This window comes from Bradyrhizobium sp. LCT2, assembly GCF_009931255.1.
Taxonomy (GTDB): domain Bacteria; phylum Pseudomonadota; class Alphaproteobacteria; order Rhizobiales; family Xanthobacteraceae; genus Bradyrhizobium; species Bradyrhizobium diazoefficiens.
Window position 1 is genome coordinate 3,161,744 of record NZ_CP034432.1, and the last position, 26,966, is coordinate 3,188,709.

A 26,966-nucleotide genomic window follows, 5' to 3' on the forward strand; every position below is an offset into this window, starting at 1 on the left:
CCTGGACGCGACGATGGAGAGAATGACTTCGCTTCGCGCAACATTCGAAATTCCATTTCATTGACGATGCGGCGAGCGCGCCGCATGATTTGCGCATCGCATCAACGCGGCGCCGGAAGCGCCGACGAAAGAACTTTCTCTCAACGCAGCTCCGCACGGAACATGGGCAACGACATTCGTTGCGCAAACGGCGGAGACGTGCCAGCGCAGGAGCCAGGGCCCGATGAACAACGAGAACAAGCGCGGCGGATCGAGTCTCGACCGTCGCCATCTGCTCCAGGCGGGATTGGCTGCGGCTTTCGCCGCACCGCTCGGTGCGCTCGGCGCACAGGCCTTCGCGCCGCAGCCGATCGGATCCGGCATCGATTTCTCCGAGTTCCCGCTGTGCCGGACGGCATCTGACGCGCCCGCGCTGACGGGTGCCCCGCGTAAGCTAAAGCTGTCGTGGAATGCCGGCGCGGTCTGCCTCGCGCCGCTGCCCGTCGCCATCGAGCACGGCTTCTTCCAGAAGCAGAATCTCGACGTCGAGCTCGTCAATTATTCCGGCTCGACCGACCAGCTCCTTGAAGCGATCGCGACCGGCAAGAGCGATGCCGGTCTCGGCATGGCGCTGCGCTGGCTGAAGCCGCTGGAGCAGGGCTTTGACGTCAAGATCGCCGCCGGCACCCATGGAGGCTGCATGCGCGTGCTGACGCGCACCGATTCCAGCGTGAGCAGGCTCGCCGACCTCAAGGGCAAGATCGTCGCGGTCGGCGATCTCGCCGGTCCCGACAAGAACTTCTTCTCGATCCAGCTCGCCAAACTCGGCATCGATCCGGTCAAGGACGTCGACTGGCGCGCCTATCCCGGCAATCTCCTCAACGTCGCCGTCGAGAAGGGCGAGGTGCAGGCCTTCCTGTCGTCCGATCCGCTCGCCTATCTCTGGCTGAAGGACAGCCAGTACAAGGAAGTCGCCTCCAATCTCGACGGCGAATACCGCGACAAGAGCTGCTGCATCGTCGGCGTGCGCGGCAGCCTGGTGCGCGAGGAGCCGCAGGTCGCGCGCGCCATCACGCAGGCGCTGCTCGATGCCGCGATGTTCACCTCGCAGAACCCGACGGTGGCCGCGAAATCGTTCCAGCCCTACGCACCGAAAGCGGCGACGCTCGCCGATATCGAGGGCATGGTGCGCTACCACACCCACCACCATCATCCCGTCGGCGAAGTGCTGAAGCGCGAGCTCAAGGCCTATGCCGACGACCTGAAGAGCGTGCAGGTCTTCAAGCAGAGCACCGATACTGCCAAATTCGCGGAGCGCATCTATGTCGACGTATTCGCTGTCTGACGGCCTCGCCTCCGGCGCACCACGCCTCGCCCGCGCGCCGCTGCTTGCGAGCTGGGTCCGTGAATCCGGTGTCGGTATTCTTGCCAGCGTCGCCTGGATCGCCTTCGGCCTGTCCTGCCTGTGGTGGGAAGATGTCGGCGACTGGTCGCGCACGCATTCGCTCGGCATCGCCGCCTTCGTCATCGCGGCCGTCGCGCTGTTCGGCACCGTCGGTGCCGACTATCTCGGCTCGGCGGGCAAGGCGTTGCATAAGCGCGCGCCCTGGCTCGTCGCGCTCGGTGCCTTCCTGATCTTGTGGGAAGTCGCCACCGCAAAATTCGCCTGGTTGCCGCTGCCGTTCTTTCCACCACCGCAGTCGATCATCGAGGTCTATACCGACGATCTGCCCAAGCTGCTCGACAGCGTGTTCGCCTCGGTCAAGCTCCAGCTTGGCGGCTATCTGATCGGCGCCACGATAGGATTCCTGACCGGCGTCTCGATCGGCTGGTCGCGTGCGGTTGGCTATTGGGTGCATCCGGTGCTGCGCTTCATCGGCCCGCTGCCGGCGACCGCCTGGCTGCCGATTGCCTTTTTCACCTTCCCGTCGAGCTGGAGCGCCTCGACCTTCCTGATCGCGCTGGCGACCGGCTTTCCCGTCACCGTGCTGACCTGGTCGGGCGTCGCGAGCGTCAGCAACGCCTATTACGACGTGGCGCGCACGCTGGGCGCAAAGCCGTCCTTCCTGGTGCTGAAGGTCGCGATCCCCGCGGCACTGCCGCATGTGTTTGTCGGCCTGTTCATGGGGCTCGGCTCGTCCTTTGCCGTGCTCGTCGTCGCCGAGATGATCGGCGTCAAGGCCGGCCTCGGCTGGTATCTGCAATGGGCGCAGGGCTGGGCGGCTTACGCCAACATGTACGCGGCGCTGATCGTGATGTCGCTGCTCTGCTCCGGCGCGATCACGCTGCTGTTTTCGATCCGCGACCGCCTGCTGGTCTGGCAGAAGGGGACCGTGAAATGGTAGCCGCAGCCGCACTGGCCGAAGTCGCCACGCATCCCGCCGCCGGCGCCGCGCTCGACATCGAGCAGGTCAGCCATGCCTTCGACATCGACGGTGCCGAGCTGCCGGTGTTGAGCGACGTCAGCATCTCGGTCGAGCCCGGCGAATTCGTCGCGCTGCTCGGCCCCTCCGGCTGCGGCAAGTCGACCCTGCTGCGGCTCGTCGCCGGTCTCGACAAGCCCAAGGCGGGGACGCTGCGTGAGGACGAGGCCCGCATCACCCGGCCGCATCCTTCGCGCGTCGTCGTGTTCCAGGATCCGACCCTGTTTCCCTGGCGGTCGGTCTGGGACAACGTCGCCCTGGGCCTCGAGGCCCAGGGCATCCTCAAGAGCCAGCGGCAGCGCGTGGATGACGCGCTCGATCTGGTCGGCCTTGCGTCATTCCGCAACGCCTATCCGCACCAGCTCTCCGGCGGCATGGCGCAGCGCGTCGCGCTGGCGCGTGCACTGGTCAACGATCCCAAAATCCTGATCCTCGACGAGCCACTCGGCAAGCTCGACTCGCTCACCCGCATCACCATGCAGGCCGAGATCGTCGCGCTCTGGCAGCGCAAGGGCTTTACCACGTTGCTGGTGACGCACGACGCCGAGGAGGCGCTGGTGCTCGCCAACCGCGTCATCGTGTTCAGCGACCGCCCGGCCCGGGTGAAGGCCGACATCCGCGTCGACCGGCCCTATCCACGCCATCGCGGCGATCCATATCTGGCCGACCTGCGGCGCCAGATCCTCGGCCTTCTGGGACTGGATGCGACATGGTGACCTCCATAGCCAAAGGCCGCCTGGCTCATAGCGAACCCGACTACGTCGCCCGCGCCGAGGCGCTGGCCGAGGCCTTCGCCGCGCGCGCGGCCGAGCACGACCGCACCGGCAGCTTTCCGTTCGAGAACTTTCGCGAGCTCTCCGAGGCCGGCCTGCTGTCGCTGACGGTTCCCGCAGTCCATGGTGGGGCCGGCGCCGGTGCGCGCTACGCCGCGCGCGTCATCGGCATCATCGGCAAGGCCGATCCGTCGACCGCGCTGGTGCTGTCGATGCACTACATCAATCATCTCGTCATGGCGCGCAGTCCGACCTGGCCCGCCCGGTTGTCGCGCAAGCTTGCGCGTGAGACTGTCGAAGGCCTTGCACTCGTCAACGCGCTGCGCGTCGAGCCCGAGCTCGGCTCGCCTGCGCGCGGCGGCCTGCCGGCGACGATCGCGCGGCGCACCGAGACCGGCTGGCGCCTGACCGGCCACAAGATCTATTCGACGGGATCGCCGATCCTGAAATGGTATCTGGTCTGGGCCCGGACCGACGAGGCGGAGCCGCGGGTCGGACAGTTCCTGGTGCCGGCGGGCCTGCCGGGCACGCGCATCGTCGAGACATGGGACCATCACGGCCTGCGCGCCAGCGGCAGCCATGACGTCATCTTCGACGACGTCGTGATCCCGCTCGATTCCGAGGTCGATGTCCGCAAGCCCGCCGATTGGCGCGGACCTGACGTCACGCAGGCGACCGTGCACACCATCTTCGTTGCCGCGATCTATGACGGTGTCGCCCGCGCCGCGCGCGACTGGCTGATCTCGTTCCTGAAGCAACGCGTCCCCGCCAGCCTTGGCGCGCCGCTCGCGACTCTGCCGCGTGCGCAGGAGATCCTCGGCGCCGTCGAGGCCCGGCTCGCGGTCAATGCGCGGCTGATCGCCTCTTTTGCCGGCGACTTCGACGACGGTGTCGAGCTCTCGGCGGCCGAGTCCAACGTGATCAAGCTCACCGTCACCAACAATGCCGTGGCCGCCGTCGAGGACGCGCTGTCGCTTACCGGCAATCACGGCCTCTCTCGCACCAATCCACTGGAGCGGCACTATCGCGACGTGCTGTGCGGTCGCGTGCACACGCCGCAGGACGATTCCACGCGCACCGGCCTCGGCCGCGCCGCATTGGACCTCTAGCTTTTCCGCAAAACAATCAGGGAGACGATCATGTCGATCGAGTTCATCGGCTTCATCAGCAACAACAATTCGTCCGAAACTGTCGTCCGAGAGGGGCCGGTCCTCAACCCCACCCACATCGAGACGGTGGCCAAGGCGCATGAGAATGCCGGCTTCGATCGTGCGCTGCTGGCGTTTCATTCGACGACGCCGGACGCGCTCCAGGTTGCCCAGCACGTGCTCAACACGACCAGCCGCCTCAACGTGCTGATCGCGCAACGGCCCGGATTCACCGCGCCGACCCTGCTGGCGCGGCAGTTCGCTGCGCTCGACCAGTTCTCCCGCGGCCGCGTCGCGCTTCACGTCATCACCGGCGGCAATGCCACCGAGCTCCGGCAGGACGGCAACACGCTCGACGACAAGGACGAGCGCTACGCCCGCACCTCCGAGTTCCTCGATGTCCTCAAGCTGGAATGGACCAGCGACAAGCCGTTCACCTACAAGGGCAGGTACTACCAGGTCGAGAATGCCTTCTCGCAGGTGAAGCCGTATCGTTCTGAGGGCATCCGCATCTATTTCGGCGGCGCCTCGGACGCGGCGATCGATGTCGCCGGCAAGCATGCCGACACCTTCGCGCTGTGGGGCGAATCCTATGCGCAGGTGCGCGACGTCACGTCCCGCGTTCACAATGCCGCGGTCCGGCAGGGCCGGCCGACGCCGCGCTTCAGCCTGTCGGTACGGCCGATCATCGCGCCGACCGAAAAGCAGGCCTGGGAGAAGGCGGAAGAGATTCTGGCGCGCGCCACCGCGCTTCAGGACAAGACGGGCTACCGCAAGCCCGCCGACGGCCATGCCACGGCGGGCGCGCGGCGCCTGCTCGCGCTCGCCGACCAGGGTAGCCGGATCGACAAGCGGCTCTGGACCGAGATCGCAAAGCTCACCGGCGCCAACAGCAACACCACGGCGCTGGTCGGAACGCCCGAGCAGGTGGCCGAAGTCTTCGGCGACTATTACGACCTCGGCATCAGCCATTTCCTGATCCGCGGCTTCGATCCCCTGATCGACGCCATCGAATATGGCCGCGAGCTGATCCCGCTGACGCGCGAGCTGGTGGCCAAGCGCCGGGCCGTTCGCAGCGAGGCGGCAGAATGATCCGCCTCATGCTGGCCGGCGCGCTGCTGCTCGGTTCGTTGGAACTGGCGGCAGCGCAAACCACGCTCCGCGTCGGCGACCAGAAGGGCAATGCGCAGGCTGTGATGGAAGCGGCAGGCCAGCTCAAGGATGTCCCCTACAAGATCGAGTGGAAGGAGTTTCCGGCCGCCGCACCGCTGCTGGAGGCGCTCAGCGCCGGCGCGATCGAGACCGGCCTCGTTGGTGACGCGCCCTTCACCTTCGCTGCCGCCTCCGGCGCGCCGGTGAAGGCGATCGCCGCGATCCGGCAGACGCGCGAGGGGCTCGCCATCCTGGTGCCCGAGACTTCGCCGATCAGGAGTTTTGCCGACCTCCGCGGCAAGAAGATCGCAACCGGCCGCGGCTCGATCGGCCATCAGCTGATCCTGGCCGCGCTGGAGAAAAGCGGCTGGGGTGAGAGCGACGTGCAAATCGCGTTCCTCGCGCCCTCGGATGCCAAGATCGCCTACACGCACGGCTCCGTGGATGCGTGGTCGACCTGGGAGCCTTATGTGAGCCAGGAAGAGGTACTGTTCAAATCGCGCCGCATCATCACCTCGGAGGGCCTGACGCCGGGCCTGAGTTTTCAGGTGGCGCGGCCCGACGCTATCAGGAACAAGCGTGCCGAACTGACCGACTTCATCCGCCGCCTCACCGCCGCGCGGGCGTGGTCGCTGAACAACGTTGATAGCTATGCCGCGACCTGGGGCAGGCTGATGAACATCCCGACCGCCGTGCCGCTAAACTGGCTGTCGCGTGCAAAAATCCGCATCGCGCCAATCGACGACGGCGTGGTCGCGGACGAGCAGGGCACGATCGATTTGTACCTCCGCTGGGGCCTGATCAAGCAGAAGCTCGATGCGGCGGAGATCGTCGACCGCTCCTTTGCGGATGCGATCGCGAAGGCGGGGCTGTAGCTGCTAGGCACACTCGCGTGTCCCGGACGCGCTCTGGCGTGAAGTGCTGCACCGGCGTCATTCCGGGGCGCGACGAAGTCGCGAGCCCGGAATCCATTGATCTACAAAGATTGCGGCCCGATGGATTCCGGGCTCGCCCTGCGGGCGCCCCGGAATGACGGCGGCGGGGTACGAGGGTTGACGAAGCCCTCAAGCATCCGTGAAGCGAGAAGAACGTAGCCAGAGCGACCGCCGTTCTCGACAGATTCGTTCTGCGTTCCCTCCGCTTAACAACAGCTGCATTGCTATTTGCGTCACCTCCCTTGCGGCGCGCTCTACCCCGTCAAAAATCAATCCCACGACCACATCGGGAGACCGGCCATGGGCCTGCAACAAACAAGAATCGAATCGCTTCCCTTCGTCACCGCCGAACTCAACTACCTCGCGCCGATTTCAGGCAAGCCACGCACCTACGCGTTCGATCCGCCGCCAGGCGAGCCGAAGAGCACGTCGCTGCCGGAGCCGCATCAGGTGCCGATCTTCGACGCGCGGCTGATCGCGAACAATATCTCGCTCGACCGCGAAGGCTTTGCGCTGGTGCGCCATCCGACCCAGGTGAAGGATTTTTACAACGACGAGGAAATACGCGCGGTCTACTATCCCGCGGTCGAGGCGTTCCTGCGTGCCACGCTGAAGGCCGATCGCGTCTTGATCTTCGACCATACCGTGCGCAAGCGCGTCGAGGGCGCCCCGGATATTCGCGATGGTGGCCCGCGTCAGCCGGCGACGCGTGTCCATGTCGACCAGACCGCCGTCTCCGGCGCCAACCGCGTGCGCGAGCATCTGCCTGACGAGGCCGACGAGCTTCTGAAGGGGCGTGTGCAGGTGATCAATCTCTGGCGGCCGATCCGCGGCCCCTTGCGCGATTCACCGCTGGCGATGGCCGACGGCACCACGGTGGCGCCTGAGGATCTCATCGCCTCCGACCTGATCTATCCCAATCGCCGCGGCGAGACCTATTCGGTGAAATACAATCCGAACCACCGTTGGTTCTATTTCCCGGAGATGACGCCGGACGAGGCGCTTCTGCTCAAGTGCTACGATTCCGCAACGGACGGCCGCACCCGCTTCGGGCCGCATACCGCCTTTGTCGATCCGACCACGCCCGCCGATGCGCCGCCACGTGAGAGCATCGAGCTGCGCACGCTGGTGTTCCACAAACAGTAACAATGTGTGATGGCACTGCCGGGGTGACCCGGCAGTGTTCCCGGAACCTAGGGGAACAAGGCGACGTTTGCAGCGCGGGGCAGGGCCAACCGGGGAGCGGTGCCGTGCGAGCGCTGACCACTTTATTGTTTTGTCTTGCCACATTTTCTCTGGCGCATGCCGAAAGCGGACTTGCCTCATATTACGGGTACGGAAAAGGCAAAGGCGCCGACCTGACCTGCGCCCACCGCACGCGCCCGTTTGGCAGCGTGCTCAAGGTGTCCTACGGCGGCCGCTCGATCCAGTGTCGCGTCAATGATCGCGGCCCGTTCATCCGCGGCCGTATCGTCGATCTCTCGGTGCCCGCCGCCCGCGCGCTCGGCATGATGAGCGCCGGCGTGGTGCGCGTCTCGGTGGAATAGGCCTCCGGGCGCGCTATAGTGCCGCCCAAAGCAGGGGGGCGCTATGGCCAGGATCAGGGTGGGACTCGTCGGCTGCGGCTTCGTGTCGGAGCTGCACATGTATGCGTTCCGGCGCGTCTATGGCGTGGACGTCGAGGTCGTGGCGGTGGCTGCGCGCGGCGACAAGGTCGTCGCGTTCGCCCAGCATCACAATATCCCGCGTGTTTATCGGAGCTTCGCCGAGCTGATCGCGGACGGCGAGCTCGATGTCATCGACATCTGCACGCCGCCGAACCTTCATGCGGAGATGATCGTCGCCAGCATGCAGGCCGGCAAGCACGTGATCTGCGAAAAGCCGTTCGCCGGCTATTTCGGCCGCGAGGGCGACACGCAGCCGATCGGCAAGCACGTGCCGAAGGCGCTGATGTATGAGCGCGTGATCGAAGAGATGGACAGGACGCGCGCCGCGATCGAGCGCACCGGGAAACTCTTCATGTACGCCGAGGACTGGATCTACGCGCCGGCCGTGACCAAGACCGCCGGGATCATCAAGGCGACCAAGGACAAGATCCTGTTCATGAAGGGCGAGGAGAGCCATTCCGGGTCGCACGCGGCCCACGCCGCGCAATGGGCGATGACCGGCGGCGGCTCGCTGATCCGCATGGGCTGCCATCCGCTCTCCGCCGTGCTCTATCTCAAGCAGGTCGAGGCCAGGGCGCGCGGTGAAATCATCCGCGTCGCCAGCGTCACCGGCGATGTCGGCAACGTCACCGCTGGCCTGAAGCCGGAGGAGCGCACCTACATCAAGGCCAACCCCGTCGATGTCGAGGATTGGGGCACGCTGACGGCGACGTTCTCCGACGGCACCAAGGCCACCGTGTTCTCCGGCGACATGATCATGGGCGGCGTGCGCAACCTGATCGAGACCTATACGAGCGGCGGCTCGCTGTTCGCCAACATCACCCCGAACACGCATCTGATGAGCTACCAGACCTCCGAGGAGAAGCTCGCAAACGTCTACATCACCGAAAAGGTCGACCGCAAAACCGGCTGGCAATATGTCTGCCTCGAGGAGGAGTGGACGCGCGGCTATTTGCAGGAAATCCAGGACTTCATGGAATGCGCCGCGACTGGCCGGCAGCCGCTGTCGGACCTCGCGCTGGCGTATGAGACGATCAAGGTGAACTACGCGGGGTATTGGGCCGCGGAAGAGGGACGGCGGGTGGTGTTGTAGGGGAGATCGTTACCGCGGCGGGACCGAGCTCCCTCGCCCCGCTTGCGGGGCCGCGACGAGCTTCGCTCGCGCTGAGAGGGTTGGGGTGAGGGGGAGTCTCCGCGGGGACTGTGACAGCGGAGTTCGCGGAGACTCCCCCTCACCCGGAATCCGCGCGCATCGCGCGTATTCCGGCCTCTCCCCGCAAGCGGGGAGAGGCGAAGAACCCCCTCACGCCCCGTAAGTCGAGCCCTTCGGCAGGGGAAACACCGGGTCCTGCGTGCGGATGTTGGTCGGCCACACCACCGAGATGTGCTCGCCGGCGTTCTGCATCACGACAGGCGTCGAGCGCTCGTTCTGGCCGGAGAGCGGCGTGCCCGGCGGGAAGAACTTTACCCCATAGCCCTGGATGGTGCCGCCGGCGGGGATGTCGACGTCGAGCGCGGCCTTGCGGATCGCCTCGGGCTCGAAGCTGCCGTACTTTTCCTTGGCGACCGGCAGCACGTTGTTGAGCAGCACCCAGGTCTGGTTGAAGCCCATCGAGCAGTGCGGCGGCACGTCGGTGGCGCCGGTCTTGGCCTTGTAGCGCGTGACCATGGCGTTGGTCAGATCGCCGATACCCGGCGCGAGCTTTGCCGGATCGAGCAATTGCGCCGGCACGGGATCGATGTTGCAGAAATTGTCGATGTCGGGACCGAAGGTGGCGCGCAGCTTGTCGAGCTGGCTGTAGCCGGCGCCGGCGCCGAACAGCATCTTGAAGCGCAGTCCGCTCTCGCGGGCCTGGCGCAGGAACAGGGTGATGTCGGGGTTGTAGCCGGCATGAGAGATCACGTCGGCCTTGGCCCGCTTGATCTTGGTCACCAGCACCGAGAGGTCGGGCGCGGAGGCCGAATAGCCCTCACGCAGCACCACCTGGATGCCGGCCTCCTTGGCGTAGGCCTCGTCGGCGGCGGCGACGCCAACACCGTAGGGGCCGTCCTCATGGATCAGTGCGACCTTGACCTCCTTGGGATCCATTCCGAGTTTTGCTTTCGCATGCTCGGCGAGGAAACCGGCAAAAGCCTGGCCATACTGGTCGGAATGGATCTGCGCGCGAAACACGTATTGCAGGTTCTTGTCCTTGAACACGGCGGTCGAGACCGCGGTCGTGATCCAGAGGATCTTCTTCTGCTGCTCGACCTTCGCCGCGAGTGGCACCGCATGCGAGCTCGCATAGACGCCGTTGATGATGTCGATCTTCTCCTGGCTGATCAGGCGTTCGGCCTCGTTGATCGCAACGTCGGGTTTGCTCTGGGAATCCGCAGCGACCGGAGCAATCTTGGTCTTGCCGCCGATGCCGCCTTTCTCGTTGACGAGATCGATCGCGATCTGCGCGCCGATTGACGAGGCGACCGAGCCGCCGGCGGCGAACGGGCCGGTGAGGTCGTAGATCAGGCCGATGCGCAATGTCTCGGCTTGCGCCTGGGCCCTTGTCCAATCGAGGCTGAGTGCGGCGGCGGCAGCCGCCGAGCTCTTCAGCAACTGCCTGCGTGAAGTCGGCATCCTATCCTCCCTCAAGACCGTCTTATGATTGGTTGTTATCTTTTTGCGAAGTATGGGGAGGGGGACGGCGGAAAGTCAACATCGCCCAAGGTCGATACGCGGTGCGCCGCCGCACAACGCATCTGCGAAAGACAGCAAAAAGCCCACCGCTCCCTGCGGAGCGATGGGCCTGATGCCGGTGCGAGCCGGTTACTGCGACAGCTTCACGAAGTTCGGAAACTTCAGCTTACCTTCCGCGATCTTCTCGGGCCAGACCACGACCTGCTTGGAGTCCTGCCACTGGAAGACGAGACCGGTCACGGCGCCGGGGCCGGACTTGATGCCGTGGGTGAACTCGTCGTCCTTGCCGTAGAACTGGATGCGGCCGATCGTGCCCTCGTAATCGGTCTTCTCGATCTCGGCGACCATCTTGTCGGGATCGGTCGAGCCCGCGCGCTTGATCGCCTCGGTGATGAAGTAGACCTCGTCATAGGCGGTGTAGCCGGTATAGGCCGGCGGCGAGCCGAACTTGGCCTTGAAGGCGGCCGCAAACGGCTTTGTCTTCGAGGTCACAGCGACATCCGGAGTGGCCACCGCCAGCGACGGGATGCCGTCGGCGGCGCCATTGGTGTCCTTCCAGAAGGTCGGGCTCAGCGCCTGCGCGCTGATGCCGAACATCGGGATCGGCACCTGCTGGTTCTTCCACTGCACCGTCGGCTGCACGCCGACATGCGAGATGCCGGTCACGATCACATCGGGCTTCTTGCCTTCGATGTTGTTGAAGATCGGCGTGAAGTCGGTGGTATCCGGCGAGAAGCGCACGTGCTCGACGACCTTCAGGCCGGCCTTGGGCAGGCACGCCTCGTAGCCGACGTCGAGCGGCTTGGTCCAGGCGGCGTCCTCGCTCATGATCGCGACCGTCTTGAACTTGAGCTTGTCGACGAGCAGGTCCTTGGCGGCGTCGCAGACGAGCTGGGCCTGCGCGGCCGAGGTCAGATAGCCGTGGAAGGTGTACTTGTTCTTCTCATAGTCGTTGTGGATTGCCTTGGTGATCTCGTTGGAGGCGGCGCCGGGGGTGATCAGCGGCATCTTCAGGCGCGCCGCCCAGGGCTCGAGCGCCAGCACGACCTCGCTGATATAGCTCGCGATCACGGCGGAGACCTTGTCCTCGCTCACCGCGCGCTGGAACGCGCGCACCGAGTCCGCCGATGAGCTCTTGTTGTCGTAGGTGACGATCTCGATCTTGCGGCCGAGGATGCCGCCCTTGGCGTTGATCTCGTCGGCGGCGATCTGCGCGCCGCCCGGCGTCGCCGCGCCTGCGATCGACTGCACCTCGGCGATCACGCCGATCTTGATCGGATCGTTCGACTGAGCGTAGGCGGGGGCGGCGAGGCACAGCGCCAGCGCGGAGGCGAGGAAGCTGCCGCTCGGGATGGTCGATGGTCGCATGGTCGTTTCCCTTCTATGTTTTTTGTTGATGTTGACGGACTTAAAGAAAATCAGCGCCGGCCTCGCTCGCGAAGCGGCCGGGATCGCCCTCCCAAACGATCCTGGCGTGTTCGAGCACATAGACGCGGTCGGCGTGCGGTAGCGCGAAAGTGACGTTCTGCTCGCCGAGCAGCACCGTGATCGACGTGGTCTGCCGCAGCTTCGTCAGCGCCTTGGACAATTGCTCGAGGATGACGGGGGCAAGGCCCAGCGTCGGCTCGTCCAGGATCAGGATCTGCGGCTGCATCATCAGGGCGCGGCCGATCGCGAGCATCTGCTGCTCGCCGCCGGATAGCGTCTGCGCCATCTGGCCCTGGCGCTCCTTCAGGATCGGGAACAGCTCGAACAGCCAGGCGAGCTGCGCCGCGCGCTTGTCGTCGGACAGATGCTGGCCGCCGAGATCGAGATTTTCGCGCACGCTCATCTCGCCGAACAGCTCGCGCGATTCCGGGCACTGCACGAGACCGCTGCGCGCGATCCTGGCCGGGCTCGTGCCGCGCAGCCTGTCGCCGCCGCGCACGATCTCGCCGCTATAGGGCAGGAAGCCGGAGATGGTGTTGAACAGCGTGGTCTTGCCGGCGCCATTGAGGCCGACGACCGAGACGAACTCGCCTTCGTGGACGTGGATCGAGACGTTGTCCAGCGCCTGCGCCTTGCCGTAGAACACGCTGACATTCTCGACCTGGAGCAGCGGCACCTTGTCCTTGAAGCTGGTCTCGGGCCGCGCATGGGTCTCGATGGCGCCGCCGAGATAGACCCGTCGCACGGTCTCGTTCTTCATGACGTCCTCGGCCTTGCCGGTGACGATCTCCTCGCCGAGATACATCGCGAGCACGCGGTCGACCAGCGCTGCGACGCTCTTGACGTTGTGGTCAACCAGCATCACCGCGCGGCCGTCATCGCGGAAGCTGCGGATCAGGTCGGAGAAGATATCGACCTCGGCCCGCGTCAGCCCGGCAAAGGGCTCGTCCACCAGCACGACTTTTGGATCGCGGGCGATAGCCTTGGCGAGCTCGAGCCGGCGCAGATCAGCGAACGGCAGCGTCGGCGGGCGGCGGTTCATGACGTTGCCTAAGCCCACGCGGTCGGCGATCCACTTGGCGCGCTCGACCAGCGCCTTGTCCGGAAACAGCATGAACAGGCTGTCCGGCAGCAGCGCCACCATGATGTTCTCCAGCACGGTCTGCCGGTTCAGCGGCCGCGAGTGCTGGAATACCATGCCAAAGCCCTTGCGCGCGATCTTGTGCGCGGGGAGGCCCGCGACGTCCTCGCCCTCGAAGACCACTTCGCCTGATGTCGGGCGCTCGATGCCCATCACGCTCTTCATCGCGGTCGACTTGCCGGAGCCGTTCGGCCCGATCAGGCCAAAGATCTCGCCGCTGTTGACCTCGAAGCCGAGATTCTTCACCGCGGTCAGGCCGCCGAAGCGCTTGGTCAGACCGCGGACTTCGAGCACGGCCCGGTTTGAAAGCCTCATATCCATCACGAGCGAGCCTCGCGCGAGAGGGCCGCTCCGAGGAAGCCGCCGGGGAAGAACAGCACGACGAGCAGGGCGACCGCCGAGACGATGAAGGTCGCGAGCTCGCCGGTCGGCCGGAGGAACTCGCCGGCGACGATCAGGAAGATCGCGCCCAGCGCCGCGCCGAGCACGGTGCGCCGGCCGCCGAGCACGGCCGAGACGATCACGTTCACGCCGACCGCGACGTCGACGACGGTGCCGACCGAGGCGGTGCCGAAATAGAACACCAGGAGCGCACCCGACAGCCCGGAGAAGAAGGCGCTGACGATGAAGGCGGCGAGCTTGTGCTTGACGATGTTGAAGCCGAGCGCGCCGGCCTGCACCGGATCCTGGCCGCTCGCCTGCAGCACGAGGCCGATCGGCGATTGCGACAGGCCATAGAGGATCGCGGCCGAGATGGTCATGAAGCCGAGCGCGATCCAGTAATTCGTGCCGGCATTGATGCTGATGACGTCGGGGATGGTGAGCCCGATCTCGCCGCCGGTGAGGTCGGCGAACACCACGATGAAATTCTGTAGCATCAAGACTGCGACCAGCGTGGTCAGGCCGAAATAGGGCCCGCGCACCCGCAGTGCCGGCAGCGCCAGCACCAGGCCGGCGATGACCGAGGCCAGCGCGCCGAGCACAATGCAGAGATAGACCGACCAGCCGAACTGGGCGTTGAGGATGCCGGCGGTGTAGGCGCCGACGCCGATCAGGAAGGTCGGACCGAAATTGACCTCGCCGGCGAAGCCGAACAGCAGGTCCCAGGCCATCGCGAACACGCCGAAATAGAAGGCGACGGTCAGCAGGCCCAGCACGTAGCCGGAGACATAAAGCGGCAGCGTCGCCGCGATCACGACCAGCGCCAGCGAGACGAAGAACAGGCGCGAAGTGAAGAAGGTGGACATCTCAGCGCCTCCCCAGAAGGCCCTGGGGCCGGATGTACATCACGAACACGAGCAGCAAGAGCGCCGGAATGGTGCGATAGGCCGGCGAGACCAGATAGGCCGTCAGCGTTTCGAGATAGCCGACCACGAAGGCCGCGATCAGGGAGCCCGAGACACTGCCGAGCCCGCCGAGCACGACGATCGAGAACGCGCTCGCCGTCAGAGGGCCGACGCTGTAGGAGCTGACGCCGAGGAACATGCCGAGCAGCACGCCGGCGATGCCGGCGAGGATGCCGTAGATCGCCCACACCACGATGTAGATGTTGGTGAGCTCCAGCCCGAGCAGCGTGACGCCGCGCGGGTTCATCGAGGCCGCCAGCACCGCCTTGCCGGTGCGGGTGCGGTTCACGAGCAGCCACAGCAGCGCGATGACGAGGCAGCAGACGATCGCGGTGAAGATCTCGTTCTTCGGCGTGCGCACGCCGAGGATCTCGACGACGCCTTCGACGATCGGCAGCACGGTCTTGGCGTTGTTGGTGAAGAAATAGGCGATCAGCTCCTGGATCATGATGCCCCATAGCAGCGTGCCGGTAAGGACGAAGATTTCCTTCTCCTCATTCGGAATGCGCCGGGAATCCTGGATCGGCTTCACCACGGCGAAATAGGTGGCGAAGGCCGTAAGGAGGGCGACCGCGACCCCGATCAGCGCGCCGGCATAGGTGCCGACGTTCAGGATGCTGGCGGCGGCCCAGGCGGCGACGGCTGCCGCTACCATGATGGCACCGTGGGAGAGGTTGAGCACGCCGGAGACGCCGAAGATCAGCGTGAAGCCGGTGGCACCGAGAGCGTAGAGAGCGCTGATGGCAAAGCCATCGATCAGGATCTGGAAAGCTCGCATTGATGATTGGCCGGGCAGACGAGCTGCCTCCTTTAGGGAAGGTGCTGTATGGAGCGCATGTGAACGCTTCCGAGCTCACGCCCGGAGAGCAGTCCCGATCAGCCTGTGATGGGTTTGATGAGGCTGGGAAGCCAGACGTCGGCCTTTGCAACGTCCTTCGGCGCGCCGGCCGTGGCCGTGTCGCGCGCCAATTGCAATGCAACAGAGAGTCGTTTCTTCATGTTGTTCTCTCCCTTTGAACAGGCCTCTTGTGAGCCATTGTGTCGCGACTATACCGGCCGAGACTTCCCCGGCAAGTGAAACTGCGTTCAGGATTATGAGAGAGGACTAAAGTCTAGCGCTGCGTAAATTGCAGGCAAAAGAGGCGTGAGACACTGATCCTGCCGCAGGCATGCAGATTCCGTCGGCGGGCATGCGTGAGTATCAAAGGCTGAGAGCAATCGGCGGTTGAGGAGCCGCGATGTCGGCGAGCGCTTCAGCGTGCTTGCAGCAGGGATGGATCGAGCGGTGTCAGCCGGGCGGGGTCGAATGGCGACACGTCAATCTCCCGCGTTGCGCCTTCAGCGATCAGTTCTGCCAGCGCTTCCCCCGTCGCCGGCGCATTGAGGATGCCCCAGACATTGTGCCCGGTCGCAACATAGAGGCCATCGCTCCGCGGCACCTTGCCGATCAAGGGCAAGCCGTCCTGCGTCACCGGACGGAAACAGGCCTGCTGCGCGATGATCCTTTCGGGACGGAACAGCGGCGATAGCCGCTCGGACATGGTTTGCAGCCGCGCGATCGCATCGCGATCGGGCGCCACGGCGGCGGGATCGAGCGGCAGCGGCGCGATGTCGGAAAGGGCCGTGACGTGCGTGCTGCCGTCCGCGCGCGGGAAGACCTCGATCGACACTGCGCTGCCGTCTTCCTCGCACTCCAGGAATAACGCCTCGGCTGGCACGTCGGCGGCGGTGTCGTAGACGATGCTGGGGCTGCGCTGGCCGTAGACGGCGGGCAGGCTCATCCATTGCGCCGCGAGCAGCGACCACGGTCCCATCGCGATCACGACGGCATCCGCCTCGACGAGGTCACCATCGATCTCGACGCCCCCGGCTGTCATTCCGTCAGTGCCGCGCGTGATGCCGGTGACGCGGCCAGGATGAAGCTTCGCGCCTTGCGCCAGCGCTGCGTTCATCATGGCCGAGGTGAACTTGCGGGGATGAACGATCGCAGTCGTCTCCGCCGTGCCGATGCGCTGTGCAATGACGACGCCGTCGCTGAGCCAGCCAAGCGCGGACGGTGCATCCCGGCGCGCGTCGCCGTCGGACGCAACGAAACCGCTATAGGCGGTCATCGTCCGGTAGCCCCAATCGCCCGAGATCTCCTCCGGCAGTTGCGCGTGAAGCGCAAAGCTGCGCCGGGCCAGCGCATCGAGCGGCGTGCCGGTGCACCAGTCCCGTGCCAGGAAGCCGCCGGCCTTGCCCGACGCGGCGGCCGCGACCTCGGTCCGTTCCACGACGGTCACGTCGATGCCGCGGCGGCGCAGGAAATAAGCCGTGCAGGCCCCGATCACGCCGCCGCCGCAGACCACAACGCGCATGTTCTCTCCCTTGTCGATCCCGCGGCGCGCGACTTCATCAGCTGTGCCGTGTTTCAAAATGTTTCACGCGGGCGTCATACCCGGTGGATACGTTCACTGCGGCAATTTGAAGCCGCAGGTGGGGCTTCTTCTCATTTTCGTAGATCGGGTCTGGCGCAGGACAATTCAACGTTGCTGCCTGCGGCGAGCCTTGTTCTGTCCAAAGCTGTTCTGGGGAGCGACGATGACGAGACTTCGCGAAGGGAAGTTGGAAGACGTCTACGGCAGGCTGCGCAAGATGAGTTTTCTCGTGCTTGCAGCCTGCTTTGTGATTTGTTCGATCGTCAGCGCGCATGCTGACGATGACGACCGGGGCAGGGGAGGCGAGAGCCGGGCCTATGCCATCGGGCTGTGGGGCGATTTGCCATATTCCGACCTCCAGGCGCAGGTCGGCGTGCCGAATCTGATCGCCGACATGAACGACCAGAAGCTGGCCTTCACGGTGCATGATGGCGACCTGAAAGCCGGCAGCGGCACGCCGGGATCCGTGACTCCCACGACGTGCAGTGACGCTCTGTATCAGCAGGGGCTCGGATATTTCAATGCCTTGAAATCCGCTGCGATGGTGACCCCCGGCGACAATGACTGGACCGACTGCGACCGGCCGGCGAACGGCTCGTTCAACTCGCGCGACAGGCTCGACCACGAGCGGAGGGTTTTCTTCAGCACTGACTATTCCCTTGGCCAGCGGCCGATCAAGCAGCAGGTGCAGCATGACAAACTGTGCCTCGATCACAACAACCAGCTGACCGGGTGCGTCGAAAACCGCCGCTGGATCATGAAGGGCGTCGTCTACGCCACGCTCAACATTCAGGGATCGTGCAACAATCGTTGCGATACGTTGCCGGACGACGCCGAATGGGCCGCGCGCAACAACGCCAACATCCTCTGGATGCAGCAGACCTTCGAGATGGCGAGAACATATCGCGCCGCGGCCATCATGTTCATCTCGCAGGCGGACCCGGGCTGGGATCAGTCGGACGGAACCCGCGCGCCGTTGCGTGACCCGAAGACGCTTGCGCAAACGGACGCCAATCCGGATGGTTTCCAGGCTTTCCTGGTTGCGCTGCGCGATGAGGTGGTCGCCTTCGGCAAGCCCGTCGCCTACGTTCATGGCGACTCCCATTACTTCCGTATCGACCGGCCATTTCTCGATGCCAAGGGCCGGCGGCTCGAGAACTTCGTCCGCGTCGAGACCTTCGGCGACAATCAGGCGAACGGCAACAACGACGTGCATTGGCTGAAGGTCTTCGTGGACGACCGCAGCCGCGAGGTGTTCGCGTTCCAGCCGCAGATCGTACCCGCCAATCGGACCGCTGTGCTGGCGCCGCCGAAGCGTGGCGATGATTAGCGGGCCGTGCCGCCTCCGATGCTGACCTCGGTTGAGGTCAGCCTGGGGTCGGTCAGATCGGGCGCCGGCGGATCGCGCCGGCGCCTAGCTGGCGTAACCCCGTTCCAGCGATTGACGCTGCCGGTGCCGGTCCAACGCCAGATTGACGAGGCGCGTCAGCAGCTCGCCATACGGTACGCCCGAGGCTTCCATCATCTTCGGATACATGCTGATCGACGTGAAGCCGGGCAGGGTGTTGATCTCGTTGAAGCAGAACTCGCCGGTTTTCCGATCGAGGAAGAAGTCGACGCGGGCGAAGCCGCTGCATTCGAGCGCCGCGAACACCCGGGTGGCGAGTGACCGGACGCGCTCCATCTGTGCCGCGTCGAGCCTGGCCGGAAGGTCGACCCGAGCGCCATCGGGATCGAGATATTTTGCCTCGTACGAATAGAACTCGTGATGGGCGTTGGGGTTCAGCTCGCTGGCGAGACTGGCGAACAGCGTCTCGTCCTCGAGCACCGCGACCTCGATCTCGCGCGCGTCGATGCCCTGTTCGACCAGCACCTTGACGTCATAGCGAAACGCATCGTCGAGCGCCGCTTCGAGCGCATCCTGCGTCTTGACCTTGTGGATGCCGACGCTGGAGCCCATGTTGCACGGCTTGACGAAGACCGGGAGGTTCAGGCCCTCGACCGCCTTCGCAAGCGATGAGATGCGGTCCTGGACGAAGGCCTTGCGGGTGAGCACGCGATAGGGCGCGACCGGAATGCCGGCGAATTCAGCGAGCCGCTTGGCGACATCCTTGTCCATGCTGACGGCGGAGGCGAGAACGCCCGATCCCACATAGGCGACGTCGGCCAATTCCAGCAGGCCCTGCACGGTGCCGTCCTCGCAAAGCGGCCCGTGGATGACGGGAAAGACGACGTCGATCTCGATCGGGACGGCCGCGCCTTGCGTGATCGGCACAAGGACGCCGCGTCCGTCGGGTCCCCTCGCGAGCCGCATCTCCGGCGCATCGGGCAGGATCGGCAACGCCGCAGCGTGCGCCTGATCGAGTGAACGAAGATCGTTCCATTGCCACCGGCCCGTCTTGTCGATGGAGACCGGGATCACCTCGAAGCGGGTGCGGTCGAGATGCCTGAATACCGAAGCGGCCGATTTCAGCGAGACCTCATGCTCACCGGACCTGCCGCCATAGAGAACAACGACGCGAATTTTGTCTGCCATGGCTCAATTATCACGCGCTCGATCCGGAAGTCACCCTTTGTTGCCCGATTCAAGCATCGACGGAGCGATGGAAACAATTCGGCGCCGGCGAGGCACGCCGGCGCCGTGTCGCAATTAAAGGCTTGTGCCGTTCAGCCTGGCCCCGCGCCTTGCGTCGCCGTAAACACGGCGTAGAGCGACTGGCTCGCGGCCATGAACAGGCGGTTGCGCTTGGGGCCGCCGAAGCAGATGTTGCCGCACACCTCCGGCAGGCGGATGCGGCCGAGCAGCTTGCCCTCCGGCGACCACACCGTCACGCCGCTATAGCCGACGGCGCGCCCGGCATTGCTGGAGGCCCAGACATTGCCGTTGACGTCGCAGCGCACGCCGTCCGGGCCGCACTTCACGCCGTCGATCGTGCAGTCGGAGAAGCGCTTCTGGTTGGAGAGCTTGTTGTCCGCCCCGACGTCGAACACGAAAATCTCGCCCTTGCCGCCGGGGCCGCTGTCGCCCGGTCCCTTGCCGGTCGAGACGACGTAGAGCTTCTTGAAATCGGGTGAGAAGCACAGGCCGTTCGGATCCGGCACCTGCTCCTCGGTGACGACGAGGTCGACGCGGCCTGAGGGATCGATGCGGTAGCAGTTGGTCGGCAGCTCGCGCTTGCCCGGTGTGAAGCCGGCCGGCTGTCCGATCCGCGGATTGAGCTTGCCGCCCGAATTGCTCGGGCCGCCGGCGACGTCGGGCTCGCCTTCGTACAACTGGCCGCCATAGGGCGGATCGGTGAACCAGTAGCTGCCGTCGGGATGCGCAACGACATCGTTCGGCGAGTTCAGCTTCTTGCCGTTGTAGTTGTCGCAGAGCACGGTAGCGGTGCCGTCGTGCTCGTAGCGCGTCACGCGTCGTGTCAGGTGCTCGCAGGAGAGCTGGCGGCCCTGGAAGTCGAATGAATTGCCGTTGGAGTTGTTGGACGGAGAGCGGAACACGCTGATGCGGCCGTCGTCCTCGCTCCAGCGCATCTGCCGGTTGTTGGGAATGTCGCTCCACAACAGATAGCGGCCTTGCGCGCTCCAGGCCGGACCTTCGGCCCATAGCACGCCGGTGTAGAGGCGCTTGATCGCTGTGTTGGGCTGCGCGAGATCGTCGAAGGACGGATCGACCGCGATGATGTCGGGGTCCCAGAAATAGGTTGTCGGCGCGCCGTTGGGGCCGAAATCGCGGGGCGGGGTCGTGATCGTCGTCGGCGGTGCGGCAGGCCCGGTCTGGGCCAGCGCGGGGCCGGCCATTGTGGCCGCGGCGCCGAGCGCCAGTCCCCGGACAAGTGTTCGTCGTGAAAGCGCAGCATTCTGGTCACGCGGCTCGTGGTCACGAGCCTCCTGGCGTGTCATCGCGTCCTCCCGGTCATGTTCGGCTGGCCGGTTGATCCGGCCGAGCGCGGCGAAGGTTAGTCTGGTCCGCGTCAGGTTGCGAGAGGCAGGTTCGCAGCCTCCGCGCGATGCCGCGAGATCGCCGCAACATCGCCGCATTGCGGGGCTGTGCGAGGTGAAAGTCGACAATTCGCCTCGCCCGCGAGCTGTTAACCGGGACCGGTTTTGAGACCTGTCAAGCCTTGACCTCGCGCGCGATGCTGGCAGAACGGTGTGCGGGGCAAATACCGGAGTTCTCTGTGTTAGCCGTTGTTGCACTGGTCATTGCGCTCGCCGTCGCATTCGCCGCCGGCTATTTCACCCGCGATCTCGCCTCCCGCAAACGTCGGGCGGAGGCGCGGCGCTGGCGGGAATACAGCGAGCCGGGCTGGCTGCGCGCCACGACGCCCGCCAACACCAACGAAGTTGCGAATTCCAACGCGGTTGCGAAGGTGGCCACCGGCGAACTCGGCCAGATGCTGGATCGCTGGGAGAGCAGGGCCCGTGCCCGCCGCGCGGGATAGCTTGACGTTGCTCCGTCGTTCGGATGGAGCGAGGCGCAATCTACTCGCCGTCAGCCAGAAGTGCGCGTCACGCGACGCGATGCCGATCAGGTCAGTCTTCCTGACCATCTTTTGGCGTTGCAGTTGCGGCCATTTCTCGTCTAGAAACAGGCGCATCGGGCCTCCCGGCAACCAACCGTCAACGGTTTTGACCGAGGATTTGAGGGCTCAAAAGGGTCTGGCAATGCTGATTCGCGGCCAAATCGATGGGATTTCGGGGGAGGTGGCTCTGGCCGCCGCCACGATCCCGGCCGCGCTGCTGCCCACCCTCCTTCTTGGCGGCCTTCTTCTTACTTGCCCCTGAGGGCCGGCTGGGCGCCACGCGCCTGGGCGCTCAGGGGTTGGTCGAGATCACCGGACACCTCAAGCGCCCAGCACTGAACGGCGCAAAAGCTCAAAAGGAAATCTAGTAATGGCCCCCGTGAACAAGTCCGACAAGGACCGCGTCATCATTTTCGACACCACGCTGCGCGACGGCGAGCAGTGCCCCGGCGCCACCATGACCTTCGAGGAGAAGCTCGAGGTCGCCGAGCTCTTGGATGATATGGGCGTCGACGTCATCGAGGCCGGCTTCCCGATCACCTCCGAGGGCGACTTCCAGGCGGTCAGCGAGATCGCCCGCCGCTCCAAGAACGCCGTCATCGCCGGCCTGTCCCGCGCCCATCCCGCCGACATCGACCGCTGCGCCGAGGCTGTGAAATTCGCAAAGCGCGGCCGCGTCCACACCGTGATCGCGACCTCGCCGCTGCACATGCGGGTGAAGCTGAACAAGACCCCGGAGCAGGTGATGGAGACCTCGGTCGCGATGGTCGCGCGTGCCCGCAACCAGATCGACGATGTCGAATGGTCGGCCGAGGACGGCACCCGCAGCGAGATGGACTATCTGTGCCGCATCGTCGAGGCCGTCATCAAGGCCGGCGCGACCACGGTGAACATCCCCGACACCGTCGGCTACACGGTGCCGGAGGAATACACCCACTTCATGAAGACGCTGATCGAGCGCGTGCCGAACTCGGACAAGGCAGTGTTCTCGGTCCATTGCCATAACGATCTCGGCATGGCCGTTGCCAATTCGCTGGCCGGGGTCGTCGGCGGTGCGCGCCAGGTCGAGTGCACCATCAACGGCATCGGCGAGCGCGCCGGCAACGCCGCGCTCGAAGAGATCGTGATGGCGATCAACGTGCGCAACGACAAATTCCCCTACTGGAACAAGATCGACACCACGCAGCTCACCCGCGCCTCGAAGGTGGTGTCGGCGGCGACCTCGTTTCCGGTGCAGTACAACAAGGCCATCGTCGGCCGGAACGCCTTCGCGCATGAGAGCGGCATCCACCAGGACGGCGTGCTGAAGGACGCCTCCACCTACGAGATCATGCGGCCGGAAATGGTCGGCCTGAAGCAGTCCTCGCTGGTGCTCGGCAAGCACTCCGGCCGCCATGCCTTCGTGCACAAACTGGAGGAGATGGGCTACAAGCTCGGTCCGAACCAGCTGGAAGATGCGTTCACGCGGATGAAGGCGCTCGCCGACCGCAAGAAGGACATCTACGACGAGGACATCGAGGCGCTGGTCGACGAGGAGATGGCGGCCTCCCACGACCGCATCAAGCTGACCTCGCTGACCGTGATCGCCGGCACCCATGGCCCGCAGCGCGCGACCATGAAGCTCGACGTCGACGGCCAGATCAAGATCGAGGAGGCCGAGGGCAATGGTCCGGTGGACGCGGTGTTCAACTGCATCAAGCGCCTCGTTCCGCACGAAGCCAAGCTCGAGCTGTACCAGGTCCACGCGGTGACCGAAGGCACCGACGCCCAGGCGGAAGTCTCGGTGCGTTTGTCGCATGACGGCCGCTCGATGACGGCGCGCGCGGCCGATCCCGATACGCTGGTGGCCTCGGCCAAGGCCTATCTCGGCGCGCTCAACAAGATCGTCATGAAGCGCCAGCGCGATACGGTGACGACGGCGGCGGCGAGCTGACAAGCGAAGCTTGTCATTCCGGGGCGCCTCGAAGAGGCGAACCCGGAATCTCGAGATTCCGGGTCTGGTCCTTCGGACCATCCCGGAATGACGCCGGTTGTGGTGGCGAATAGCTGCCCTGCTAAGGGCCAATAGCGGCTCGGTCTCCCAGCCGCTATTGATGCTCGCGGCTATTGGATAAGGCGCCCCGCGTTGGGCAGCCCAAGAGAATGACAACAGGGAGAGATCATGCGCACCTTCGCGATCGCGGCGTCCGTCGCGGCACTGGCACTTGGCTTGGCCATGCCGGCATCGGCCCAATCGCCGATCATCATCAAGTTCAGCCACGTCGTCGCCACCGATACGCCGAAGGGCAAGGCGTCGGAGAAGTTCAAGGAGCTCGCCGAGAAGTACACCGGCGGCAAGGTCAAGGTCGAGGTCTACCCGAACTCGACGCTCTACAAGGACAAGGAAGAGCTCGAGGCGCTTCAGCTCGGCAGCGTGCAGATGCTGGCGCCGTCCAACTCCAAGTTCGGCCCGCTCGGCATCCGCGAGTTCGAGGTGTTCGATCTGCCCTACATCCTTCCCGACCTGAAGACGCTGCGGAAGGTGACGGAAGGCCCGCTCGGCGCGCGGCTGCTCAAGCTCCTGGACGCCAAGGGCATCACTGGCCTTGCCTATTGGGACAACGGCTTCAAGCAGATGAGCGCCAACAAGAAGCTGATCGCGCCGGCCGATTACCAGGGCGTCAAATTCCGCATCCAGTCCTCGCGCGTGCTGCAGGCCCAGTTCAAGGCGCTCGGTTCGCTGCCGCAGGTGATGGCGTTCTCGGAAGTCTACCAGGCGCTCCAGACCGGCGTGGTCGATGGCCAGGAGAACACCTGGTCGAACATCTATACCCAGAAGATGCACGAGGTGCAGAAGTACATCACCGAGACCAATCACGGCTACATCGGCTACGTCGTGATCGTGAACAAGAAGTTCTGGGACGACCTGCCGGCCGACATTCGCGACCAGCTGTCGAAGGCGATGAAGGAAGCCACCGACTTCAACAACGCGCAGTCGCAGAAGGAGAACGACGATGCGCTCGCCGAGATCAAGAAGGGCGGCAAGAGCGAGATCATCAAGCTCACGCCGGAGCAGGACGAGGCGATGCGCAAGGCGATGGAGCCGGTCTACAAGGATGCCGCGAGCCGCGTCGGCCAGCCGCTGATCGACGAATTCCTGAAGGAATCGAAGAGCACGACGAACTGATCCGGACGATGCATGAATGAAGGGGCTTCCGTGCCAGGCGCGGAAGCCCATTTTTTGTTGCGAATGATTTCCGGTTGCGGCTGGAGGTAAAAATCAGGCGTTACATCTTCGTAAGGACGCCCTCCCTGTCCAAGTTGTAATTTGCGTGTCAGATGCCCCGGGCCCATCCTCAGCGCATCCTTCCAGAGGAGGTTCGCATGAGGAAATTCACCATCGCAGCCATCGCCGTGCTCAGTATCGCCGGCTCGGGCGCGGTCTATGCCCAATTTCATCGCCCGTGGATGGAGCATTTCCGCCACGTCCGGATGAACCCGGAAGACCGCGCCGCCTTCGTCGACGCGCGGATCGCCGCCGTCCATGCCGGGCTGAAGCTCAACGCCGACCAGGAGAAGCTGTGGCCGCCGGTCGAGGCCGCCGTGCGCGAATTCGCCAAGCTGCGCATCGACCGCGCCAATGCGCGCATGAGTGCCGCCCCCGGCGCCGCCGACAAGCCGGAGGATCCGGTCGCCGGCCTGCGCCAGCGCGCCGAGGACATGGCGGCTTCCTCCGCGGCCCTGAAGAAGATCGCCGATGCCGCCGATCCCCTCTACAAGACCCTGGACGAGGGCCAGAAGCGGCGCCTCGCCGTGCTGACCCGTCACCGCGGCCCGTTCGGCGGCGGCGAGGACGGCCCGCCCCGCCACTTCATGGAACGCGGCATGGACCGCATGATGGAGCGCGGCATGGACCACTTCCATGGCGACCGTTTCGACCGTGACGGCGGCCCGGACCGGGATCGCGAGGGCCGGCTCTGAGCCAACCTGGACTTTCCAGGGATTAACCTTGGCGAAGCCGCTGGAATCCAGCGGCTTTTCGCTTTTTTGGGCCTGTGGAAGAACCTTGGAAAACATGCGCCACATCGCTTGCCAGACCCGGATCGCTTTGCTAAACGACCGGCCTCGCAAGGCATTCACCGCCTTTCGGGCGCATAGCTCAGTTGGTAGAGCAGCTGACTCTTAATCAGCGGGTCCCAGGTTCGAGCCCTGGTGCGCCCACCATTTAAAAATCCTTCCTCATCAATACGTTACAAGCGGCAATGCCGAGCAAATGGGTCTCGTGCGACGTTTTTTTGGTCGCACGTCGCACGCCATGCGCCAGTTGCCGATGCTCTGAATGTTCTCGGCCCGGAATCTGGCGCGCGAGAACCGTCGATGGCAGGAAGGATCGTAGGGGTATCGTGGCTTCCGCGCGAAACCAAAGGTCCGTGACGATCCGGACACGCCGTGGACGATCGATCTGTTGCCGGCAAGCAGTGGCGCGAAAGGGTGGACCATCCACCGCGCTTAGTTTTCCAGATCGATGCTTACGCGGCCGCTGTGGAGAGAGTCCCAGTTCGCGTCCAACCGTTCCCCAAGGAGGAGACGAGCCCAGTGCCGGTTATCCACGTCGATCTGCCGGAAGCTGCGACATTAGCGCGATCCACTGGTGAGATCGCGATTTCGCAATCTCCCGCGGCGGATCGCCCAGCGTTCATGGCTATGGCGCATCACGCGATCGAGCGCTGCCGGTGAACCCAAGGTCTTCTCGGGGACGCAGGCGATGACGGCATTGCGATCCTCGACGAATTGCTCATCGACGATCCATGTCCGCAATTCTTCACCGGCGAGTCTGGCTGCGATCCGGTCGGGTGTAGGATCAATGTCGTGCGCGACCGTTACGTTCATCACGATCCGGCCGCCCGGTGCCAGACGGGCGCGGATGGCGTCGCAGGTCTCCGCGTCAAACTCCTCCGCGTATCGGAATCCCGGTCCACCGACGTCGATCGCAATGCCGTCGTAATATGCGCGGTCATCGAATACGAATTTTCGAAAGTCGGAAACGATGCAGGGCAGATCGTCCGGTAGATCGAAATACCTGTGCGCGAGCACGAAACTGATCGGGTTGATGTCGACGATGGTCAATCTCTTGCCGAGACGCCACAGCCGTGTCGCGAGATTTCCGCCGCCACAACCCAGGACGAGGATCTGTTCGGACCGAGACAGAAGTTCGTCCATGAGCTTCACATAGGTGAAGACACTTTCTCCGTCGGGCGTGGCCTGACTTTGCCTTACGCCCTCCTCGAAGTACACGCGTGTTCCATCCCATGAACACTCGACGATGTCGATCTGTCCGTTCGTTCCTTGATAACGCCCCAGCAGTTTCACGGCAGGCAAAG

General features: G+C 64.8%; 24 protein-coding genes and 1 tRNA gene. 15 read left to right on the forward strand and 10 right to left on the reverse strand.

Annotation, left to right across the window (positions count from 1 at the left end):
- Positions 1-223 precede the first annotated feature (223 nt).
- The 9 genes from EI171_RS15395 to EI171_RS15435 all read left to right on the forward strand — a co-directional run bounded on the left by EI171_RS15395 (position 224) and on the right by EI171_RS15435 (position 9,170).
- Positions 224-1,324 carry an ABC transporter substrate-binding protein gene (locus EI171_RS15395; protein WP_161533771.1) on the forward strand — a complete coding sequence of 367 codons (1,101 nt, stop codon included), beginning with the start codon at positions 224-226 and terminating at the stop codon, positions 1,322-1,324.
- A complete protein-coding gene (locus tag EI171_RS15400) occupies positions 1,302-2,324 on the forward strand; it encodes an ABC transporter permease (RefSeq protein ID WP_161533772.1) in 1,023 nt (340 codons plus the stop codon). Before EI171_RS15395 ends, EI171_RS15400 begins: the two co-directional genes overlap by 23 nt.
- Positions 2,318-3,118 carry an ABC transporter ATP-binding protein gene (locus EI171_RS15405; protein WP_011089193.1) on the forward strand — a complete coding sequence of 267 codons (801 nt, stop codon included), beginning with the start codon at positions 2,318-2,320 and terminating at the stop codon, positions 3,116-3,118. Before EI171_RS15400 ends, EI171_RS15405 begins: the two co-directional genes overlap by 7 nt.
- Positions 3,112-4,284, forward strand: coding sequence for an acyl-CoA dehydrogenase family protein (locus tag EI171_RS15410; protein WP_161533773.1), 1,173 nt, complete (start codon positions 3,112-3,114; stop codon positions 4,282-4,284). Before EI171_RS15405 ends, EI171_RS15410 begins: the two co-directional genes overlap by 7 nt.
- 30 nt (positions 4,285-4,314) lie before the next feature.
- The gene (locus EI171_RS15415) at positions 4,315-5,415 is read left to right on the forward strand and encodes an LLM class flavin-dependent oxidoreductase (protein WP_202633149.1); all 1,101 of its coding nucleotides are present in this window, start codon (positions 4,315-4,317) and stop codon (positions 5,413-5,415) included.
- Complete coding sequence (locus EI171_RS15420; RefSeq protein ID WP_161533774.1) at positions 5,412-6,350, forward strand: ABC transporter substrate-binding protein; 939 nt, start codon at positions 5,412-5,414, stop codon at positions 6,348-6,350. Before EI171_RS15415 ends, EI171_RS15420 begins: the two co-directional genes overlap by 4 nt.
- Positions 6,351-6,710: 360 nt before the next feature.
- Positions 6,711-7,556 (forward strand): CmcJ/NvfI family oxidoreductase, encoded by an 846-nt coding sequence (locus EI171_RS15425; RefSeq protein ID WP_161533775.1) that lies wholly within the window; start codon positions 6,711-6,713, stop codon positions 7,554-7,556.
- A gap of 104 nt (positions 7,557-7,660) precedes the next feature.
- Complete coding sequence (locus EI171_RS15430; protein ID WP_161533776.1) at positions 7,661-7,957, forward strand: septal ring lytic transglycosylase RlpA family protein; 297 nt, start codon at positions 7,661-7,663, stop codon at positions 7,955-7,957.
- Between the two features lie 43 nt (positions 7,958-8,000).
- Positions 8,001-9,170 (forward strand): Gfo/Idh/MocA family protein, encoded by a 1,170-nt coding sequence (locus tag EI171_RS15435; RefSeq protein ID WP_161533777.1) that lies wholly within the window; start codon positions 8,001-8,003, stop codon positions 9,168-9,170.
- 210 nt (positions 9,171-9,380) lie between these two features.
- Here EI171_RS15435 and EI171_RS15440 read toward each other — a convergent pair whose 3' ends face one another.
- The 7 genes from EI171_RS15440 to EI171_RS15465 all read right to left on the reverse strand — a co-directional run bounded on the left by EI171_RS15440 (position 9,381) and on the right by EI171_RS15465 (position 17,023).
- Positions 9,381-10,691 (reverse strand): ABC transporter substrate-binding protein, encoded by a 1,311-nt coding sequence (locus tag EI171_RS15440; protein ID WP_028176130.1) that lies wholly within the window; start codon positions 10,689-10,691, stop codon positions 9,381-9,383.
- Between the two features lie 189 nt (positions 10,692-10,880).
- Complete coding sequence (locus tag EI171_RS15445) at positions 10,881-12,119, reverse strand: ABC transporter substrate-binding protein (protein ID WP_161533778.1); 1,239 nt, start codon at positions 12,117-12,119, stop codon at positions 10,881-10,883.
- Positions 12,120-12,159: 40 nt separating this feature from the next.
- Positions 12,160-13,641 carry an ATP-binding cassette domain-containing protein gene (locus tag EI171_RS15450; protein WP_161533779.1) on the reverse strand — a complete coding sequence of 494 codons (1,482 nt, stop codon included), beginning with the start codon at positions 13,639-13,641 and terminating at the stop codon, positions 12,160-12,162.
- Positions 13,641-14,567 carry a branched-chain amino acid ABC transporter permease gene (locus EI171_RS15455; RefSeq protein ID WP_011089184.1) on the reverse strand — a complete coding sequence of 309 codons (927 nt, stop codon included), beginning with the start codon at positions 14,565-14,567 and terminating at the stop codon, positions 13,641-13,643. Before EI171_RS15455 ends, EI171_RS15450 begins: the two co-directional genes overlap by 1 nt.
- Position 14,568: 1 nt before the next feature.
- Positions 14,569-15,444 (reverse strand): branched-chain amino acid ABC transporter permease, encoded by an 876-nt coding sequence (locus tag EI171_RS15460; protein ID WP_110117013.1) that lies wholly within the window; start codon positions 15,442-15,444, stop codon positions 14,569-14,571.
- A 98-nt stretch (positions 15,445-15,542) separates the two neighbouring features.
- Positions 15,543-15,665: a hypothetical protein gene (locus EI171_RS46440; RefSeq protein WP_256380425.1), complete on the reverse strand. Its 123-nt coding sequence runs from the start codon at positions 15,663-15,665 to the stop codon at positions 15,543-15,545.
- A 254-nt stretch (positions 15,666-15,919) separates the two neighbouring features.
- Entirely contained in the window at positions 15,920-17,023 is a 1,104-nt protein-coding gene (locus EI171_RS15465; RefSeq protein ID WP_161533780.1) for an FAD-binding oxidoreductase, read from the reverse strand.
- A gap of 223 nt (positions 17,024-17,246) precedes the next feature.
- Here EI171_RS15465 and EI171_RS15470 point away from each other — a divergent pair, with 223 nt between their 5' ends.
- On the forward strand, positions 17,247-18,413 hold the full coding sequence (locus tag EI171_RS15470) for a hypothetical protein (RefSeq protein WP_246740546.1): 1,167 nt from the start codon (positions 17,247-17,249) through the stop codon (positions 18,411-18,413).
- Between the two features lie 84 nt (positions 18,414-18,497).
- Here the strand turns inward: EI171_RS15470 and EI171_RS15475 are convergent, their stop codons facing one another.
- A complete protein-coding gene (locus EI171_RS15475) occupies positions 18,498-19,619 on the reverse strand; it encodes a D-alanine--D-alanine ligase family protein (RefSeq protein ID WP_161533781.1) in 1,122 nt (373 codons plus the stop codon).
- 131 nt (positions 19,620-19,750) lie between these two features.
- Complete coding sequence (locus EI171_RS15480; RefSeq protein ID WP_161533782.1) at positions 19,751-20,983, reverse strand: SMP-30/gluconolactonase/LRE family protein; 1,233 nt, start codon at positions 20,981-20,983, stop codon at positions 19,751-19,753.
- 278 nt (positions 20,984-21,261) lie between these two features.
- On the opposite strand from EI171_RS15480, the gene EI171_RS15485 reads away from it, so the two are divergent.
- The 5 genes from EI171_RS15485 to EI171_RS15505 all read left to right on the forward strand — a co-directional run bounded on the left by EI171_RS15485 (position 21,262) and on the right by EI171_RS15505 (position 25,809).
- Complete coding sequence (locus EI171_RS15485; protein WP_028176124.1) at positions 21,262-21,525, forward strand: hypothetical protein; 264 nt, start codon at positions 21,262-21,264, stop codon at positions 21,523-21,525.
- A 451-nt stretch (positions 21,526-21,976) separates the two neighbouring features.
- The gene (locus tag EI171_RS15490; protein ID WP_110117008.1) at positions 21,977-23,539 is read left to right on the forward strand and encodes a 2-isopropylmalate synthase; all 1,563 of its coding nucleotides are present in this window, start codon (positions 21,977-21,979) and stop codon (positions 23,537-23,539) included.
- A gap of 228 nt (positions 23,540-23,767) precedes the next feature.
- Positions 23,768-24,772, forward strand: a complete 1,005-nt coding sequence (locus EI171_RS15495) for a TRAP transporter substrate-binding protein (RefSeq protein WP_060908523.1) — start codon at positions 23,768-23,770, stop codon at positions 24,770-24,772.
- Between the two features lie 197 nt (positions 24,773-24,969).
- Positions 24,970-25,566, forward strand: a complete 597-nt coding sequence (locus EI171_RS15500) for a Spy/CpxP family protein refolding chaperone (protein WP_028176122.1) — start codon at positions 24,970-24,972, stop codon at positions 25,564-25,566.
- A 167-nt stretch (positions 25,567-25,733) separates the two neighbouring features.
- A tRNA-Lys gene (locus EI171_RS15505) sits at positions 25,734-25,809 on the forward strand.
- A 411-nt stretch (positions 25,810-26,220) separates the two neighbouring features.
- On the opposite strand, the gene EI171_RS15510 is transcribed toward EI171_RS15505, so the two are convergent.
- Entirely contained in the window at positions 26,221-26,955 is a 735-nt protein-coding gene (locus EI171_RS15510; RefSeq protein ID WP_231166559.1) for a spermidine synthase, read from the reverse strand.
- Positions 26,956-26,966 lie beyond the last annotated feature (11 nt).